The following is an 18,169-nucleotide window of genomic DNA, read 5'->3' on the forward strand; positions in this document are numbered from 1 at the left end:
CGGCGCGGCCTCACTGTTTGATGGAAGGGGCGGTGAGCGGGGCAGTGGGCTGGTGATCCGGCGCCAACTCGTCCTCGCTGTCCTTGACGAATTCGGCCGTGGTGACGTCGATGCGGCCGGTGAGGACACCGATCATGTCGGAGAGGACGAGCAGCAAAGCCGGGATGCCAAAGGCAAGGCCCGCGCCGTAGAAGACGCCCATGGAAATGCCGGTCGCCGGGGCCGAGACGTGAAGGTTGATCAGAGTCTGCGTCCAGCTTCCGCTGATCATCAGCCAGATGGCCCAGAGCATTAGCGCCTGGCCGGCCAGAACGGCGATCTTCGCGCCTCCCGGCGGCAGGCGGCGCAACAGGGAATCAACGCCGAGATGGCCATGTTCACGTATGGCGACGACCGCGCCGAGGAAAGTCAGCCAGACGAAAAAGAGGCGCGACAGCTCTTCCGAATAGGTGATGCCGGTGTTGAAGGCATAGCGCAGGACCACATTGCCGAAGACCAGCACGACCATGCCGGCGAGCAGCGCGGCGATCACAGCCTTCAGTCCCCAGAAGCAGAAATCGATGATGCGAACCATTGTGCTCCTCCCAAAGCCAATTGCCGCTTGCACGGCCCTGTTCCTACCTAGCGCGGTCCGGCGGGACGCGTTAGGGGCACCGCGCCTTGACAGCTTCCTCCTCGCCGTGAATGTCCAGTACAAAATGTACGAACTAGTACGTATGTCAAGTGCCCTCTCTTGAAAGACCCCTTCAATCTCAATATGACTTCCCCGAGCGATAGAAAGCGGAGGCCGTTAGCGCGTCCGCTTCAGGGCGCTTTTCTTGATGAAAATCAGGACGATCGCCGGAGAGAAGTGACGAGGAATGGTGGCGCGAGCTGAAACGAACCGAAAGAACGATCCGGAGCGGACGAAAGAAGACATCCTTGCTGTCGCGACCGAGGAATTCTCGACTCACGGTCTCGCTGGCGGACGCGTGGATGCCATCGCCGAGCGCACGCGAACATCAAAGCGGATGATCTACTATTATTTCGGCGGAAAGGAGGGGCTCTATCTTTCCGTCCTCGAACGCGCCTACCGCAAGATCAGAACCCTCGAAGAGGACCTGAAGCTCGCAAGCCTTGCGCCGGAAGAGGCGCTGCGCACGTTGATCGCCAGCACCTTCGAACATGACGAGGCCAATCCCGATTTTGTGCGTCTTGTCAGCATCGAGAACATCCACCATGCCGCGCACATGCTGCGCTCGGACGCGATCCGCGACCTCAACGTCTCGGTCATCGAGACCATCGCCGGCATCCTTGAGCGCGGCCTCGCGGATGGCGTCTTCAAGCGCCAGGCCGACCCGATCGACGTGCATATGTTGATCAGTGCCTTCTGCTTCTTCCGTGTCTCCAACCGCTACACCTTCGGCACGATCTTCCGCCGGGATCTCTCAGAACCCGAGATAATGGTGCGGCACAAGGGCATGATCGCCGACGCGGTTATAAACTACCTTAAAAGTGAGCGTAGTTGACTTGCCCTTCCACAACGCGTTTTTCTTCGGATATCCGGCGCGCGCCGGTAGGAACACGCCACCTCCTTGTGTGACAGGCTCGACCGTCCGAGTTATCTCTTCGATAGCGGCATCGCGTCTTGTGTCAGCTTCGTGCAGTCGTTCAGCCCTCAAGCTGGTGCGGAGTTCAACGACAACGTCTCCAAACCGACCACCGGCGAGCAATACGAAATCGGCATCAAATGCCAGCGCGCCGAAATCGGCGCGCTCGTCACGCTCTCTGCGTTCCAACTTGCGCAACAGAACACGCTGACGACGGACCCGGCCGATCCCCTATTCCAACTCGTTTGACCTCTTCTTCAAACCTCTTTCGTTTCCATCCAGCGCTTGACCCTATGCGTATCGATATCAAAGAGATCGAGCGCGCGTCCGACGGTCTGGTCGATGATGTCGGCCAGGGTTTTGGGACGGTGGTAGAATGCGGGTACGGGCGGCATGATGATGGCACCGTTGAGTGTCGCCTGTTCCATGAGGCGGATATGGCCGGCATGCAGCGGAGTTTCGCGAAGCAGCAGCACCACGCGACGGCGCTCCTTGAGGCAGACGTCGGCGGCGCGCACGATCAGCTCGTCGTTATAGCTATTGGCAATGCCGCTCAATGTCTTGATGGAGCAGGGCGCCACCAGCATGCCTTCCGTCTTGTAAGAGCCTGATGAGAGCGAAGCGCCGATATCCTTGAACGCGTGCACAGTGTCGGCGAGAGCGCGGACCGCGTCGATCTCGTAGTCCGTCTCCTCTCCGATCGTCCGGATGGCTGAGGGCGACAGGATGAGATGGGATTCGATGTCCTCGATCTCCCGGAGCATCTCCAGTGCGCGAATGCCATAGATGACGCCGGAGGCCCCGGTTATCGCAACGATGAGCCGGCGCATGTCATGGACCTCCGTTTGTCTTACGTAGCTCGGCGAAGGGTCGCGCCACGCCGTCGGGAACACCAATGTCGAAGACGTTGAGCGTCATGGCGACGAAGCTGTAGTAGCCCGCGATTGCCACGAGGTCTATCATGCCGTCTTGCCCCAGTTCTGCGATACCACGTTCATAGCTTTCCGCGGAAAGGCTGCGTGACACGTAGAGCTCGTTCACCAACGCAAAGACACAGGCACTCTTCGCATCGGCGAACCGTGGCGTGGCGTCGGTTTCGATGGCATCGATAATATCCGGTGTGATGCCGGCGTGTAGAGCTTCGCGCTTGTGCGCATGCCATTCGTACTCGCTCATCCAGTAGCGGGCGGTGACGAGGATCGCGAGTTCGGACAGTTCCGTCGGCAACGACGTGCCGTAACGGGCATAGGCGCCAAGACTCTGCCCGCGCCGGGCGAGTTCGGGCCGGAACAGCCAGGCCTTGAGAGGAGCGGGCAGGCTGGAGCGCGGCCCGGCGAGTGTTTCGTCGCAGATCTTGCGCTGTTCGGATGACATGGTTGCGGGGTCGAGGCTAGGCAGTCGGGGCAATCGCGAACCTTTCGATTGGGACGCGGCAGTAAGTCCGCCGCGCCTTTGTTCACATTAGACGGTGGGGATGATCGTGAGGGCAGGAATGAGCTTGCCTAGCACCGTTGCCGGCCACGGAATATGCATGATGCGATCGGCCAGGACATGGATGAAGATGGTGAAGCATGTTGCCTGCGTCACGCTCAACCACCACTGCTCGCGTCCCTCCACGCGCATATATGCGATGATGAAGACAAAGGAGCTCGGGAGGAAACCGATCAGCGATACTCCGACGATGAAGGAACCAAACCAGGCAAGGAAGATGCCGGACCGCACGAGGAAAGTGCGGGTGTCGATCGCTTCATCGCCGCTGATATCCATGTGAACGGCGGATTCGCGTTGTTCGCCCTCCCGAAGGCTGACCCCACCCCGGCGCAGAACCTGATAGACGAGGCTGACGCCGGCGGTGATCATGAAGACGCAACCTACGATGATGGGAGCGGTGTTCGCTGGTGCCCGCCATCCCGAGGCTTGGAACATCATGATGGCGACCACGATGATAAGAAGCACGTAGAACAGGTCGGCGACCTTGAATGTCGGCCGGTGGAATTCCAGCAACATCCTCTTGAGCCCGCCGCTGCGCTTGGTTTCCCGCAGGAATGGACGAACCATGCCGAGGACGGAGACGGTGAGAATGACGACGACGGCCGGCCGCAGAAGCCAGTCGGCACCGTAGCGCACCACCGAGATCGACATGTAACGTTCAATCAGCGCGCCAAGGACGAAGCCCAGCATAAGGGGCGGGCGCGCCCAGCCCAACCGCTTCATCGTCCATCCGAGCACGGAGAATACGAGAAGCGCGTAGATGTCGCCCCAATCGCGGGTTTCCTGATAGGCGCCCATGAACACCACACAGAGAACGATGGGAAGGATGAGCGTGTAGCGAAGCGTCGCCAGCTTGGCGAGTTGGCCGGAAAACAGAAAACAGATACCGGCGCCGAGGATGTTGGCGATGGCGATCGACCAGATCATCGAGAAAGTGATTTCGATGTTGGTGGTCAGCATTTCCGGCCCGGGGATCAGGCCCTGGATAAGGAATGCTCCGAGCAGGATCGCCATGCTGGCGCTGCCGGGGACGCCGAAGGCGATGGTGGGGATGAGCGAACCGGCGGTGATGGAGTTGTTGGCGCTTTCCGGCGCGATAAGCCCGCGCACGTCGCCTTTCCCGAAGGTCTCGCGCGCACCCTTTACCGTCTGCATGGCGTGGCCATAAGCAAGCCAGTCGACGACCGAAGCACCGAGGCCGGGGATGGCGCCCACGGCGGCTCCGATGCCCCCGCAACGCAGTACCAGCCACCAGTTCGTGAGCGCATCACGCACGCCGGCACCCATGCCCTCGCGAACGTTGAAACGGGAATGGCTGGCGATCGCCGCCCGGCGAATGGCAAGATCGGCGAGTTCCGGAACTGCAAAAAGGCCGAGTGCGATCGGCACCAGCGGTACGCCCTCCCAGAGATAGAGTTGACCCATCGTCCAGCGCAACGTGCCGGTCTGGGGATCGGTGCCGATCATGGAGAGCATCACGCCGAAGCTGGCGAGCGCCAGCCCGCGCAACGGGGCACTGCCTGAGAGCGTCGCCACCATGGAGACACCGAAGATCGACAGCGCAAGCAGTTCCGGGCTACCGATCTGGAGGACGAGTGGACGCATGACCGGGATAAGCGCCGCCAGCAAGGCGGCACCAAACAACCCTCCGATCAGGGACGCGGTATAGGCGGCGGCCAGGGCGCGGCCTGCTTCGCCTTTCTTCGCCATGGCGTAGCCGTCGAGCACGGTGGCCTGGGCTGACGACCCGCCGGGCACGCCAAACAGGATCGCCGGGATCGTGTCGCTGGTGCCCGTCACCGACTTCATACCCAAAAGAAGAGCGAAGGCGGTCACGGGATCAAGTGTGAACGTGAAGGGAAGCAGCAGCGCCAACCCTAGAAGTCCACCGATGCCGGGGATGATGCCCAATGCAAGACCCATCAGCACGCCGGCTGACAGCATCATCAAGCGATAGGGCTCGAGCACGCTGAGCATTGCTGAGCCAGCAACCCCCAAGAGCGAAACGTCCATGTCCGAAACTCCTCCTATTTCGCACGTGAGGCCCATCCTCACCACAGTTTGGGGCGCTCAATTTCCACGAGGCGGAATTAGTTTCCGTCTTGTTGACATGTGACTTGGACCTGATGCTAATTGCAAGAACAGCAGAAAATAATTCCGCTAAGTGGAATTTCTTTGGGTCGATTGTGCGTATGCACGGACCGAAAGTAAAAATACCGGAGGAGCATCAGCGTGATACTGCAGAACAAATTTGACGTTCCGACCTCACCCGAGGAAGCCTGGCAGACGCTTCTGGACGTGCCGGGTATCGTTGGATGCGTTCCGGGTGCCGAGCTGACTTCCAAGGAATCGGATAACGTCTACAAGGGCCGTGTCTCCGTGAAGCTCGGTCCCGTCGCGCTCAAATTCAACGGGTCGGCGACGATCGAAACGGCGGATTCCGCTACCCGTACCGCACTGATCCGCGCCAACGGCACAGACCAGCAGGGCCGGGGAAATGCCGGCGCAGTCACAACGATGCGCGTTGAGCCGTCGGCTGCCGGTTCGACCGTGACGCTCGACACCGATCTGCAACTCTCGGGGCTCGTCGCACAATATGGCCGCGCTTCGGGTGTGATCACCGCGGTGTCCAGCACCATCATTTCCCAGTTCGCGGAAAACCTCCGCCGACAGATAAGCGCCCAAAATGTGGCTGATCTGCCCTCCGAAAGAGAGGAGCCAATTTCCGCTGGGCGGAAAACTGCATCGGCTAACAATGCTATCGGCGGCGGCATGCTCTGGAAGATCTTTACCGCCTGGTTCGGTGGCCTTTTCGGCGCGTCGAGAAGGGGCTGACATGTCGCTGGCCATGTCCGCGCTGAGGCGCTCTCATACTTTGTTGTTGCACGTCGCCCAAGCCGGCGAACATGCCACGCTTGGCAGCATCGCCAGCGATCTGGAGATGCCGCAATCGACGGTGCACCGCGTGCTGTCGCAACTGGTCGAGGAAGGGCTTGTGGTGGTTGGCCCGGCCGGGCACTACCGCCTCGGCTGGAAGGCGCTGCAACTGGCGCGTCGCATCTGGAATGCGGCATCGGAGGAGGAACTGGCGCTGCCGCTTATGCGGGAGCTGTCGGAGACGACGGGGGAGACCGTCACTCTCAACAAGTACATTCCGAGCGAAGGCTTCTGTGTCTGCGTTGCGGTCGCGGAAACCTCGCACTCGCTCTCGTATGCGCTCAATGTCGGTGATACCCGACATCTCAATATGGGGGCCGGCGGCAAATCGATTCTGGCAGGGATGGGCGACGCGGACGCCGATGCGGTCATTGCGCGCCACGGACTTCCTTCAGCCACGAAGGAAACGGTCACCGATCTTGAAAGGCTCAACTCCGACATAGCGTTGATCCGAAGCCGTGGCTATGCGGTGTCGAGTGGAGAAAGCGTGGAGGGAGCGATCGGCTATGCCGTTCCGATTTTCTACCGCGGCGAGATGGTCTTCGGTTCCATGGCTGTCACTGCTCCGCAGATTCGCTTTCGCGCGGAATGGGAGAAGGACTGGCTCGCGGCACTTGTCGACAAGGCGCGTACGCTTTCCGAGTTGCTGGGCGCGTCACAACGCAAAATCACGACCTTCTATCCGTCATATCAAAAGGAAGCGGCTAACATATGAAGCCCTCGCCCTTCACCTATCACGCGCCCACAACGACGGCCGAACTGACCGAACTGCTTGGAACGCTCGACGACGTCCGCATCATTGCAGGCGGTCAGTCTCTAATGCCGATGATGAATTTCCGCTTCGTACAGCCCGGCCATCTCATCGATCTCAACACCGTTGGCGGCCTTGCCTATGTCGATGTCCAGAGGGACTTCATCGAAATCGGTGCGTCCACGCGCCAGAGGTTCCTGCAGCGTTCTCAGGATATCGCCAAGCACATGCCGATCGTTGGCGAAGCCCTTTCGCATGTGGGACACCGCCAGACACGAGCCCGCGGCACGATTGGCGGCTCTCTCTGTCATTTTGATCCGTCCGCCGAACTGGTAAACATGGCCGCGCTGCATGATGCAGTGCTGACGCTGACGAGCGTGGACGGTGACCGGAGTATCAGCTTCGGTGAATTCGGCTTGGGCTTCCTAACGACATCCGTACAACCCAATGAATTCTTGCGATCGGTCCGTCTTGCCCGCTGGCCGGAAGGTCATGGCTATGGCTTCGAGGAATTCGCGATGCGCCATGGCGACTTTGCGATCTGTGCCGTGTCCTGCTTGATGACGCTGGACGATCGGGGCGCGATCGACCGGCTGGCAGTCGCGGTTTCGGGCGTCAGCGAAACTCCTGTTCGCCTCACCGAGATGGAAGGCCGCTTGCGGGGCACAATGCCTGATGCCGGAACAGCCACCGATCTTGCCGCTGCTGCTGGCGATATCGAGGCCATGAGTGACGCCTATATCACCTCCGACTACCGGAGCCATCTGGCGCGCGTCATCACGCGCCGCGCCTTCACCAAGGCCACCGAGCGCGCCGATCAGAGAGTTCGAGCATGAAAGACCTGCGTACCATTTCCGTGACCGTGAACGGAACGCCCTATTCGCGCGAAGTCGAAACCCGGCGCACGCTCGCCGACTTTCTGCGCCTCGATCTCAAGCTGACCGGCACGCATCTGGGCTGTGAGCATGGTGCCTGCGGTGCATGCACGGTTCGTGTCGAAGGTGAGGCGGTCCGCTCCTGCCTGATGCTGGCTGTGCAGACCAACGGCAAGTCGGTCGCGACCGTCGAGGGCCTCGCCAAGGACGGTAAGCTGACGCCGATGCAGAACCAATTCTGGGAAAAACATGGGCTGCAATGCGGCTTCTGTACCCCCGGCATCCTGATGACCATGACGGAGTTTCTCGAAGAGAACCCCGATCCGACGGAATCCGAGGTTCGCGATGCGCTCTCGGGCAACATCTGCCGATGCACCGGCTATCAGGCGATCGTTGACGCGGTACTCGCGACGGCGGCTCAGGCGCGGGGAGAACAGTGATGCAGATGCGCTCATTCGGACAGAGCATCAAGCGTAAGGAAGACCCGGCGTTTCTGACCGGCAAGGGGCGGTATGTCGATGACATCGAGTTGCCCAACATGGCGCATGCGGCTTTCGTGCGAAGCCCCCTCGCGCACGCGAAAATCAAGTCGATCGACGCGAGTGCTGCACGTGCAATGGACGGCGTCATTGCTGTCATCACGTACCACGAACTGCCCGAAACATTGCGGCAGCGCCGCCTGCCGCTGGTCGTGCCGGTAGAATCACTCACCAATCCGCGGCTTCCGTACACTTTGGCACGTGATGAAGTCTGTTATGTCGGCGAGGCCATTGCCATTGTCGTTGCGGAAAACCGCTACATCGCGGAGGACGCGGTTGCGCAGGTGATGGTCGACCTCGAACCTCTCGGCGTGGTCGCCGACTGCCGGGCTGGGCTTCTGGAAGGAGCGCCCCGATCGCATCTTGGTGCAGACTCCAATATTGCGGCGACGATGCCGTCGGTGACGGGGGACATAGACGCTGCCTTCTCCAACGCTCGCCATGTGTTCAAGGAGTCGATCTTCCAGCACCGCGGTGGCGCCTTCTTCATGGAATGCCGCGGTGCAATCGCCCACTACGATCAGTTCAGCGAAAACCTGCTCGTCTATGTTTCATCGCAGGGCGTGCATCGCATCAAGCGGTCCTTCCACGAACTTTTCGATATTCAGGATTCCAAGCTGCGCATCGTAACGCCGGATGTCGGCGGCGGCTTCGGCCCGAAGGGTTCGTACTACGTGGAATATGGTGCCGTCGCTGCGGCCTCGATGGCAACCGGACGTCCGGTCAAATGGATCGAGGATCGCCGCGAGAATTTCGTCGCTACCCACCAGGAGCGTGACCAGTACTGGGACGTGGAGATCGCCGTCGACGAGAACGCCAAGATTCTCGGTGTCCGTGGCACGCTCACCCATGACAACGGCGCCTACACGCCGTGGGGAATCGTGCTGCCGTGGATTTCGGTCGCAACCGTGCCCGGTCCCTACGTAATTCCCGCTTATGACATGACCCTCATTTCGGTGATCACCAACAAGGTGCCGACCACGCCGGTGCGGGGCGCGGGCCGGCCACAGGCTGTTTTCGTCATGGAGCGGCTTCTGGAGCGTGTCGCCAAGGAGCTTGGCCTCGATCCGGCCGAAGTGCGCCGACGCAACTTCATCAAACCGGAACAGATGCCCTACGATGTCGGGGTCATTTTTCGCGATGGTCGTCCAGTCGTCTATGATAGCGGGGACTATCCGAAATGCCAGGAGGTGGCGCTTGAGGCCATCAACTACGAAGCCTTCGCGGAACGGCAGAAAGCGGCGCTCTCGGAAGGTCGGTATATCGGCATCGGTATCGGCAATGCCGTCGAGGCGACAGGCCTTGGACCCTATGAGGGTGTAACAGTGCGCATTGGCACCAATGGCAATATCACTGCCTATACCGGTGCCACACCGCAAGGTCAGGCGCACAAGACGACGCTGGCACAGATTGTCGCCGACCATTTCGGCGTCTCGATCGATGCAGTGACGGTTGAGACGGGTGATACGTCGAACATCTCGTTTGGCATCGGCACTTTCGCGTCGCGCACGGCCGTCAATGCAGGTTCTTCAGCGCACCTCGCCGGTCAGGCGGTGGCAACCAAGGTGCGCGAGATCGCCGCGCAACTGCTTGAGGTCGAGCCCGACGATATCGAGCTGACCGACGGCGTGGCCCGGGTGAAGGGGCCGTCCAACCGGTTCAAGACGCTACGCGAACTTGCCGTCTATTCGCTGGGCAAACCCGGCTTCTCGCTCGCGCCCGGCATGACCCCGGGGCTGGAGAACACCGCCTATTTCACGCCCACGCAGTCCTCTTATGCCAACGGGACCAGCGTTGCGGAAGTCGAGGTGGATGTCGAGACGGGCCGTGTTCACATCAACCGGCTCGTGATGTCCCACGACTGTGGCCGGGTGATCAATCCCATGGTGGTCGATGGGCAGGTCGTTGGTGGGGTTGCACACGGTGTTGGCAATGCGCTTTTCGAGCGCATGGTCCATGACGACCAAGCGCAGCCGCTGTCCACCAATTTCGGTGAGTACATGCTGCCGCTCGCGGCCGATGTTCCACGCGTCGAAATCCATCATCAGGAGACTGCGAGCCCCAACAATCCGCTTGGGGTCAAGGGGGCGGGCGAGGGGGGAACCATCCCTACCATCGTAGCGATCGTCAACGCTGTAGCCAATGCACTGGCGCCCCTTGGCGTCCACATCGCCGAGGCGCCACTGTCGCCGCAACGCATCATCCAGTTGATCGACGAAGCAAAGGCAAGGAGCGTTGCATGATGGCAGACGGAGGCGTTCCCATGAATTCGGCGAGCTATGCAGAGCGATTGGTCGCCGTCCTCAAGATCTTCGCCGAGGGGCCGGGCGTGCTCTCGATCAGCGAGATCAGCGAAGCCCTCAATCTCGCGCCGAGTTCGACGCACAGGCTCCTCGGGCCGCTGGTCGAACAGGGCTTGATCGATCGTGCCTCCAAGCGGCGCTATCGCGTGGGAACAGAACTCTTTCGTATCGCGGCCCTCGTTGAGACACGTTACAGCCTTCTGAATGTCGCCAAGCCGGTCGTGGCCAAAACGGCCGAGGAGAGCAAGGAGACCTGCCTTCTGGCGATCGTCACGCCGTCGCGCAGCCGTATCGTGCTGGCCCACAAAGTGGATTCCGCTTATCCGCTTCGCTTCAAGTTCGATCTGCTGATGAACATTTCGCCAATCTGGGGATCCCTCGGCCGCGCGGTGATGGCGTGGCTGGAGCCGGGCGAACTGCGTCGTGTTCTGTCCGAGGGAGGACCGTCCCCGCTGACCGGTGCGCCAATACCAAGTCACGACGCGCTTTCGGCTGAACTCGCCATGGTGCGGCGGCACGGCTATGCGCGCAGCGTCGGGCAGCGAGCCGCGCCCGACGCCATCGGAATTTCGACTCCGGTCTTCGATGCAACGGGAGTCGTCTGTGGCGCCCTCGGGATAGTCACCCCGGAGCATCGTATGACGCCCGAACTGGAGCGGCAGGTCATAAAACTTGTCCGCTCGAACGCTGCCAAACTCTCACACATGATGGGCCATTCCGGTCGCATGCTTGATGTGAGTTGATCCATTTCATCTTTGGGAGGAAACATGATGAAGTATTCGAAGACAAGACGCATGCTTTTGGCGGGCGCGATCGCTTTCCTGGCGACGGCGCCGCGCCAGGCCCTCGCCCAGACCGTCGAGGAATTCTACAAAGGCAAGACAATCGATATGGTCATCGGCTACGCGCCGGGCGGCAGCAATGATGCCTATGCACGCGCCGTGGCCAATCACATTGGTAAGCACATTCCCGGCAATCCCCAGGTCATTCCGCTGAACATGCCCGGCGGCGGCAGTCTGCTTGCTGCAAATCACCTTGCCAACATTGCGCCCAAGGATGGCTCGGTTCTCGGTGTCGTCGCATCGACGATCCCGCTCGACGAGCAGCTGGGTTCAGAGAATATCCAGTTCAAGTCCGCCGATTTCAACTGGATCGGTCGTGTCGCCTCGAACACCAATGTGACGTTCGTCAACGCATCGACCAATGTGAAGACGGTCCAGGATGCCATGAACACGGAAACCATTCTGGCGGCGACGGGTGCAAGTTCGACCGTGGCGATCTATCCCTCGGTGATGAACACCATGGCCGGAACGAAGTTCAAGCTCGTCATGGGCTATGAGGGGTCCGCCGAGGCCATGCTGGCCATGGAGCGTGGCGAGGTCGATGGACATTCGACGAGCCTTGCTGCCGTCATGACGTCCCACCCCGAATGGATGACAAGCGGCAAAGTCAACTTCCTCGTTCAGTACGGGCTGACCCGCCACGCGGAACTACCAAATGTGCCGACGGCGATCGAGTTGATCAAGGATCCGGCCGAACTCGCGGCAACCCGTTTGATCCTCGGCGGCGTAGAGGTTGGCAAGCCCGTGCTTACCACGCCCGGTGTGCCTGCAGATCGCGTGGAGGCGCTGCGCCGGGCTTTCGATGCCATGCTAAAGGACCCGGACTTCGTCAACGAACTCACGCAACAGCGGCTCGAGATTTCGCCGATGTCGGGCGAGGAGCTCCAGAAAGTGGTTAGCGAAGCGGCCTCGGCCACGCCCGAACTGATCGCACGGGTCAAGGCCGTTTGGCCGAACCAGTAAGCAGAGCTGACGTGCCGGCTTCTGCCGGCGCGTCTCTCCATAGGGGAAAGAACCATGTTCGAGTTCGCTGTAGAATTTTCGCGAGAGGGCACCGTCGCGACGGTCGATCTCAACCGCCCGGACGAGGGTAATAAACTGACCCGTGACATGATGCGCCTGCTGACGCAGAAACTGCACGAGCTTGCGGGTCGGGAGCAGCTGAATACCGTTATCCTGGCCGCGCACGGGCCGGCCTTTTGCCTCGGACGCGACGGCCGCGGTGAAACGCCGGGCGCACTCTCGGCCTACGATATGCGCGAACAGTCGATGGGGGCTGTACTCGATCTCTATGCTGCGATCCGGCGAGTTCCCGTCCCCGTCATTGCGAAGGTACATGGCGACGCGCTGGGGTTCGGTGCTGCGCTTGCTGGGGCCTGCGACATCACGCTTGCCGCAAGCGAAGCGAAATTCGCCTTCAGCGAGATTCACCACGGCATTCCCCCAACCATGGCCATGACCGCCGTCATGCGGCATCTGTCGCCCAAAGCCCTGGCATGGCTCATCTATTCAGGCGAGACGATCTCCGCGACGCGTGCGGTCGATATCGGGCTTGCCAGCGCGATCCTGCCCCAGGACACCTTCGAAGAGAAAGCACAAACCTTCGTGGACGAACTGGCATCGCGCCCGCGTCGTAATCTCGCGACGATCAAGAAATATCAGAGTCTTTCCGCCAGCATGGCACCGGAGGCCGCTTCGGACTATGCCGGCGCGCTGCTGGCGCTTGTTAGGGCGAGCTGAGAACGATGGTGCAGATCGTCACGCGCTCCGGATTGAGGCTGCATTACCAGACTCGCGGTGTTGGACCCGTCATCGTACTGCTGCACCCGGTCGGATTGCGCGCTGCCTTCTGGGATCCGGTAATCGATGCGCTGTCGGACCGTTTTCGGCTGATCAGTCCCGACCTGCGCGGCCACGGCCAGAGCGATGTGCCAGCGACGGATTTCAGCCTTGAGGATATGGCGCGGGACGTGATCGACCTCATCGAGACGGTCGGCACACCACCGGCAATTATTTGCGGATGTTCGCTTGGCGGCATGCTGGCCCAAGCGGTAACGATCGCGGCCCCGCAGATCGTACGAGGCATGGTGGTCATCAGCGCCGGACATAGCCGTGACGATGCCGGTCGGAAAGCGGTTCTCGCCCGGGCGAATGCAGCCATGGCTGGCATGCCGGCTATCGTCGAGACGACGCTGGAACGCTGGTTCTCGGAAGATGCCAACCCGGCGACAGTGGCGACGGTTCGTGCTTGGCTTCTCGAAGATGACCCGGTTCTTCATTCGCGGTGCTGGCGGGCCATGGCCGGCCTCGATCATGCCGGCAGCCTCGGAACGATCCGGGTGCCCGCCCTGGCGATCGCGGCGACCGATGACAAAAGTGTCTCGCCGTCCGTTATGCAGGATCTGGCAGCACGTATACCGGGCGCCGACTACAAGGAAATTGGCGGAGCGGGACACCTGTCCCCACTCGAACGGCCAAAAGACATTGCCGCGATCCTTGGCACTTTTGCCGAGGCGGTCGCATGATTGAAACGAACACGTCCGCTGGAGGAACCATGACCGTCCCTAGAACCCCGCCGCTCAATCTCAATGACCATCTTGACGCGCTCGATGCCGCGGGTCTGCTGGTGCGGGTCGACCGCCCCATCAACAAGGATACTGAACTTCACCCGCTGGTGCGCTGGCAGTTCTTGGGTGGACTGGAGGAGAATGACCGCAAGGCATTCCTGTTCACCAACGTGGTGGATTCCAAAGGGCGCAAATACGACATGCCGGTACTTCTTGGCGCATTGGCAGCCTCCCCGCGCATCTATGCCATGGGCATGGGCCGTCCGGTCGAGGAGATCGGTGACGCCTGGAACCACGCGATTGCCAATCCGATTCCACCAAACCGGGTCACGGAGGCCCCGTGCCAGGCGGTCGTCATCCAAGGCGAGGCGTTGACGCGGCCAGATGGTGGCGTTGCGGCATTGCCCGTGCCCGTTTCGACGCCGGGCTTCGATTCCGCACCCTATCTCACGGCGACCATGTGCATCACGCGCGATCCGGAAACCGGCGTCCAGAATGCTGGCATGTATCGCGCTGCTCTGAAAGCCCCGGACCGCATGGTCATTCGCATGGCGGCAAAGCCCGGCGGCGCCGGCGGATGGCTGCACTGGCTCAAGTATCGCGAGCGCGCAGAGAAGATGCCGATCGCCATCGCGCTCGGGGCAGCGCCCGTGGTCGTGTTCACCTCACCGCAAAAACTGCCCGTCGATGTCGATGAATTTTCCGTCGCCGGGGGTCTAGCAGGACAGGCGATCGACACTGTGAAATGCGTGTCCAACGACCTTGAAGTTCCGGCAGATGCCGAGATCGTCATCGAGGGATACATCGATACGTCCGTGCTTGAGCCGGAAGCCCCGTTCGGCGAAAGCAACGGCTATGTCGCCCTCGAGGGCTACAACATGCCCATGATCGTGACGGCCATCACGCACAAGCGGAAGGCGATCTTCAACGCCATCATCAGCCAGGTGACCCCATCGGAATCGAGCGTCATAAAGAAGGTCGCCTACGAACCGCTGTTCCTGCACCATCTGTCCAAGCAACTGTCGATCAAGGGTATCAAGAAGGTCGTGTTGCACGAGCGGTTGACCAATCTTCGCCCGGTCATCTTCCTTCAATATGCCTATGGAACACCGCGCAGCGAGGTCTGGCGTGGGCTCTACGCCGCGTCTTCCTTCATGGGTAGCGTCGGCAAGATCGTCATCGCGATCAGTGAGGACATCGACCCCAATTCAGTCGACGCTATCTTGTGGTCGATGGCCTACCGATCGACCCCCTCCGAGGACGTGCTGATCACGCCTAACAGAGGCGGTGTGCAGGGTGCGCAATATGGCCCCTCGAACACCGATTCCGGCCTGTTGATCGACGCGACGCAGAAGCGCCCGCTGCCGCCTCTCGCCTTGCCCAAGAAGGAATTCATGGAAAACGCCAAGGCGATCTGGGAGGAATTGGGGCTGCCGGCCATCAAGGCGGAATCGCCCTGGCACGGCTACACGCTGGGCGACTGGACCGAGCGCTGGGAAACCTTGGCGCAGCGCGCCACCGCAAGCGATTGGCAGCTCAACGGCGACGACACCTTGCCGCGGCAGCATTCGGGCAAGGGTCCCGAAGATTCTGCGCGCAATCTCGAGTAATCCGCGCCCGCAGGAGAGGACCAATGCAAATCTTCCCAAGGCGCGTGCTGATGATGGCGGCCCGCGTCGATTTCCCGCTCGGCGCACCTGATAGCCAGCCCGACGACGCGCTCACCGCCTTCCGGCTGATCGAGACCGGTCAACAGGAAGGCCTCGGCTGCGCGCTGATCACTGTCGTGGAGGTGATCGGAGGGTCGGCGCGTGGCAAGGGTGCCCATATGTCGGTGCTCTCGGACGGTCGCTATTGTGGTTATGTGTCGGGTGGATGCGTCGAGGCGGCCATTGCCGCCGAAGCCATCCAGGCCATCGAGAAGGCGCGCGACCAGGTGTTGCGCATCGGCTCGGGCTCGCCGCTCATCGACGTGCGTCTGCCCTGCGGTGGCGGTATCGACGTGCATATCCATGTGGCCCCCGATCCCGTGATTGTGCGCGCCGCCATTGAGGCGATGGAATTTCGTGAGCCGTTCCGTATTGGTTACTTGCCTAAGGAGGGCAGGCTGCGCTTCGACCAGTCGCTCGATGAGGCCGATGGGACGGGCTGGAAGCTCGACATTTTCGAGCGCGTCTACCGACCAAGGACGCGCCTCGTTCTGATCGGTCGTGGGCTTGAGGTGGAAACGACGGCACGCATAGCGACCGCTGCCGGTCTTGAGGTGGTCGCCTATTGTGCCGACGGCGAAACGGCGGACAGCGTCTACCGCAATGGCGCCAAGGCGCATTGGCTTTCGATGCCTTCCGATCGCCCCGATTTCGCTGTCGATCCCTATACCGCCGTCGTGTTCCTGTTTCACGACCATGAATGGGAACTTGGCCTGCTCTGCCATCTCCTTCGGGAACACAAGCCGTTTTTTATCGGCGCGCTTGGCAGCCGGAGAACCCATCTGATGCGCGTTGATGCCCTAAGGCAGGCCGGCATCGCAGAGACCTTGATCGATACGATCCATGGTCCGGTTGGGTTGTTTGGTCCCACCAGAGATGCCGCATCGCTGGCGATCTCCATTCTGGGGCAAGTGACGCAGGCCCGCGAACAGGCCGATAAGCTCGCCGGCTCCTGATGGTGGGATCGGCATCGAAAACGGCGATGTGGGCCGGCTTCGGCCTTGCGATCCTGATCGGTACGGCCGGAGGAGCAGTCTTCGCCTATATCCGCTTTCCTCTCCCCTGGATGCTCGGAGCGATGTGTGCCTGCACGGCCGCAACGCTGCTCCGCCTGCCAGTGCGGCCCGTCGCGGCGGTTCGCCCGTTCATGACGGCGATCATTGGAGTTTTGCTTGGAGCGAGCTTCTCGCCCGAACAACTCGCCAGCCTCACGGGCTGGGTGCCTACGTTACTCGGTCTTGTTGGCTATGTGCTGGTGTGCGCTGTTCTGGTAACGCCCTACTTCCGTCTGGTCGCGGGCATGGACCTGCCGACCGCCTTCTTCTCCGCCATGCCCGGCGGCGTCATTGAAATGATGCTTGTCGGCGAAGAGAAAGGCGGTGACGGCAGAACGATTGCGCTGGTGCATTCTGCGCGCATCCTCTTCGTCGTGGCCGCGGTGCCACTGATTATCGCGTTTCTCGCGGATGTGACAATTGTGACCGGAGCGAGTGCAACTCGCCTGTCGATTGCTGAGACATCCATAATGAGCGAGTTGTTGCTAGCAGGTTGTGTCGTGGTCGGCATGGTCGCCGGACGAATCCTGAAACTGCCGGCGCGATACCTTCTTGGACCGATGCTTATCTCCGCCGCGGTGCATATGACGGGCGCTACGGATTTCCAGCCGGCGGCCGAGGTGATTATTCTCGCGCAGGTGGTTCTCGGAACGCTCATCGGGTGCCGCTTCGCCGGCGTACCGCCGAAACGCATCGGTGTCATCCTGTTGGTCAGCGCCGGATCTGTGACGATCATGCTCGCCATTGCGCTGTTCTTCGCCATGGGGCTCGCTGTTGTCTCCCCTTACGGCTTGGAGGCGATCCTTCTGGCCTACTCTCCTGGCGGCCTCAACGAAATGAGTCTTGTCGCACTCGCTATGGATCTCGAAGTGGCATTCGTCTCCGGCCACCATATCGTTCGCGTGATCCTGGTTGTCGCTCTGGCGCAGCTCCTGTTTCGCGGTGCCATCAGATTAGCTCCGCGCAAAACGAGTGATGATAGTGACGCGTGATGCCGCAGCTTGTCGTTAGATTGCATCGACGAGAGTTTCTATGGCATGCGCGAGCAGCTCGCTCTGGCCCGGCGAGAAATGCTCCAGAACGAGGAGGACGGCCGCCGCGGCGCGTTGGCGCGTATCGGATGTTTTTGATAGCGATGCAGCCGCTGGTATGGCTTCAAGTGTGTCGAGTTCGATATGTTCCGCGTCGAGTTCAGCAGCTTTGACACGGTCGCGCAGCTTTTCGGTCGCCTTGTCCGGTGCCGGTGCCGGACCTGATTTCAATCGGCGGCGGATGGCTCGCAGCGGCAGAACGACCTCTTCGCGCCAGGCAGCCACGTGCGCATCAGCGGCCTCGATGTCGCCTTGCTCGAGGGTCTCTTCCCGGATTACCGTCCGCCAGAGGGCATGAATCAGGACATTGACGTCGACATTGCCCCGATCCTGGAGCTCGAGGCAGGCCATTGCAACGCCTTCTCGGCGGTAGAAATCGAGGGCAAAGTCCCAAAGTCGCACGTCTCGTCCTCCGTCATT

The 18,169-nt window shown here is 61.1% G+C and carries 19 protein-coding genes; 14 read left to right on the forward strand and 5 right to left on the reverse strand.

Annotated features, from left to right (window positions below):
- Nucleotides 1-10: 10 nt before the first annotated feature.
- Nucleotides 11-574, reverse strand: coding sequence for a TRAP transporter small permease (locus tag GB927_RS26040; protein WP_256120141.1), 564 nt, complete (start codon nucleotides 572-574; stop codon nucleotides 11-13).
- A gap of 286 nt (nucleotides 575-860) precedes the next feature.
- On the opposite strand from GB927_RS26040, the gene GB927_RS26045 reads away from it, so the two are divergent.
- Nucleotides 861-1,508, forward strand: a complete 648-nt coding sequence (locus GB927_RS26045; protein WP_256120142.1) for a TetR/AcrR family transcriptional regulator — start codon at nucleotides 861-863, stop codon at nucleotides 1,506-1,508.
- A 66-nt stretch (nucleotides 1,509-1,574) separates the two neighbouring features.
- On the forward strand, nucleotides 1,575-1,838 hold the full coding sequence (locus tag GB927_RS26050) for a TonB-dependent receptor domain-containing protein (RefSeq protein WP_256120143.1): 264 nt from the start codon (nucleotides 1,575-1,577) through the stop codon (nucleotides 1,836-1,838).
- A gap of 8 nt (nucleotides 1,839-1,846) precedes the next feature.
- Here GB927_RS26050 and GB927_RS26055 read toward each other — a convergent pair whose 3' ends face one another.
- From GB927_RS26055 to GB927_RS26065, 3 genes are all read right to left on the reverse strand, one after another.
- Nucleotides 1,847-2,419: a UbiX family flavin prenyltransferase gene (locus GB927_RS26055; RefSeq protein ID WP_256120144.1), complete on the reverse strand. Its 573-nt coding sequence runs from the start codon at nucleotides 2,417-2,419 to the stop codon at nucleotides 1,847-1,849.
- A gap of 1 nt (nucleotide 2,420) precedes the next feature.
- A complete protein-coding gene (locus GB927_RS26060) occupies nucleotides 2,421-2,963 on the reverse strand; it encodes a carboxymuconolactone decarboxylase family protein (protein WP_256120145.1) in 543 nt (180 codons plus the stop codon).
- A gap of 87 nt (nucleotides 2,964-3,050) precedes the next feature.
- The gene (locus GB927_RS26065; protein ID WP_256120146.1) at nucleotides 3,051-5,093 is read right to left on the reverse strand and encodes a tripartite tricarboxylate transporter permease; all 2,043 of its coding nucleotides are present in this window, start codon (nucleotides 5,091-5,093) and stop codon (nucleotides 3,051-3,053) included.
- 219 nt (nucleotides 5,094-5,312) lie between these two features.
- Between GB927_RS26065 and GB927_RS26070 the strand changes: the two genes are divergently transcribed.
- The 12 genes from GB927_RS26070 to GB927_RS26125 are packed head-to-tail and all read left to right on the forward strand — an operon-like array spanning nucleotide 5,313 to nucleotide 17,650.
- Nucleotides 5,313-5,915 carry an SRPBCC family protein gene (locus GB927_RS26070; RefSeq protein WP_256120147.1) on the forward strand — a complete coding sequence of 201 codons (603 nt, stop codon included), beginning with the start codon at nucleotides 5,313-5,315 and terminating at the stop codon, nucleotides 5,913-5,915.
- A 1-nt stretch (nucleotide 5,916) separates the two neighbouring features.
- Nucleotides 5,917-6,732, forward strand: coding sequence for an IclR family transcriptional regulator (locus GB927_RS26075; RefSeq protein WP_256120148.1), 816 nt, complete (start codon nucleotides 5,917-5,919; stop codon nucleotides 6,730-6,732).
- Nucleotides 6,729-7,604, forward strand: coding sequence for an FAD binding domain-containing protein (locus GB927_RS26080; protein WP_256120149.1), 876 nt, complete (start codon nucleotides 6,729-6,731; stop codon nucleotides 7,602-7,604). Before GB927_RS26075 ends, GB927_RS26080 begins: the two co-directional genes overlap by 4 nt.
- A complete protein-coding gene (locus tag GB927_RS26085; protein ID WP_256120150.1) occupies nucleotides 7,601-8,083 on the forward strand; it encodes a (2Fe-2S)-binding protein in 483 nt (160 codons plus the stop codon). Before GB927_RS26080 ends, GB927_RS26085 begins: the two co-directional genes overlap by 4 nt.
- On the forward strand, nucleotides 8,083-10,425 hold the full coding sequence (locus GB927_RS26090) for a xanthine dehydrogenase family protein molybdopterin-binding subunit (RefSeq protein ID WP_256120151.1): 2,343 nt from the start codon (nucleotides 8,083-8,085) through the stop codon (nucleotides 10,423-10,425). The genes GB927_RS26085 and GB927_RS26090 overlap by 1 nt, the downstream gene beginning before the upstream one ends.
- Nucleotides 10,422-11,228, forward strand: coding sequence for an IclR family transcriptional regulator (locus GB927_RS26095; protein WP_256120152.1), 807 nt, complete (start codon nucleotides 10,422-10,424; stop codon nucleotides 11,226-11,228). Before GB927_RS26090 ends, GB927_RS26095 begins: the two co-directional genes overlap by 4 nt.
- A 24-nt stretch (nucleotides 11,229-11,252) precedes the next feature.
- Nucleotides 11,253-12,290 carry a Bug family tripartite tricarboxylate transporter substrate binding protein gene (locus GB927_RS26100; protein ID WP_256120153.1) on the forward strand — a complete coding sequence of 346 codons (1,038 nt, stop codon included), beginning with the start codon at nucleotides 11,253-11,255 and terminating at the stop codon, nucleotides 12,288-12,290.
- Between the two features lie 54 nt (nucleotides 12,291-12,344).
- The gene (locus tag GB927_RS26105) at nucleotides 12,345-13,067 is read left to right on the forward strand and encodes an enoyl-CoA hydratase/isomerase family protein (RefSeq protein WP_256120154.1); all 723 of its coding nucleotides are present in this window, start codon (nucleotides 12,345-12,347) and stop codon (nucleotides 13,065-13,067) included.
- 5 nt (nucleotides 13,068-13,072) lie between these two features.
- Nucleotides 13,073-13,852: an alpha/beta fold hydrolase gene (locus GB927_RS26110; RefSeq protein WP_256120155.1), complete on the forward strand. Its 780-nt coding sequence runs from the start codon at nucleotides 13,073-13,075 to the stop codon at nucleotides 13,850-13,852.
- Nucleotides 13,849-15,504: a UbiD family decarboxylase gene (locus GB927_RS26115; protein WP_256120156.1), complete on the forward strand. Its 1,656-nt coding sequence runs from the start codon at nucleotides 13,849-13,851 to the stop codon at nucleotides 15,502-15,504. The genes GB927_RS26110 and GB927_RS26115 overlap by 4 nt, the downstream gene beginning before the upstream one ends.
- A gap of 50 nt (nucleotides 15,505-15,554) precedes the next feature.
- Nucleotides 15,555-16,559, forward strand: coding sequence for an XdhC family protein (locus GB927_RS26120; protein ID WP_256120157.1), 1,005 nt, complete (start codon nucleotides 15,555-15,557; stop codon nucleotides 16,557-16,559).
- Nucleotides 16,559-17,650, forward strand: coding sequence for an AbrB family transcriptional regulator (locus tag GB927_RS26125; RefSeq protein WP_256120158.1), 1,092 nt, complete (start codon nucleotides 16,559-16,561; stop codon nucleotides 17,648-17,650). The genes GB927_RS26120 and GB927_RS26125 overlap by 1 nt, the downstream gene beginning before the upstream one ends.
- Before the next feature lie 15 nt (nucleotides 17,651-17,665).
- Here the strand turns inward: GB927_RS26125 and GB927_RS26130 are convergent, their stop codons facing one another.
- Nucleotides 17,666-18,151, reverse strand: coding sequence for a TIGR02444 family protein (locus GB927_RS26130; protein ID WP_256120159.1), 486 nt, complete (start codon nucleotides 18,149-18,151; stop codon nucleotides 17,666-17,668).
- Nucleotides 18,152-18,169: the final 18 nt, after the last annotated feature.

Source organism: Shinella lacus (assembly GCF_010994755.1).
GTDB classification, from domain to species: Bacteria; Pseudomonadota; Alphaproteobacteria; order Rhizobiales; family Rhizobiaceae; genus Shinella; species Shinella lacus.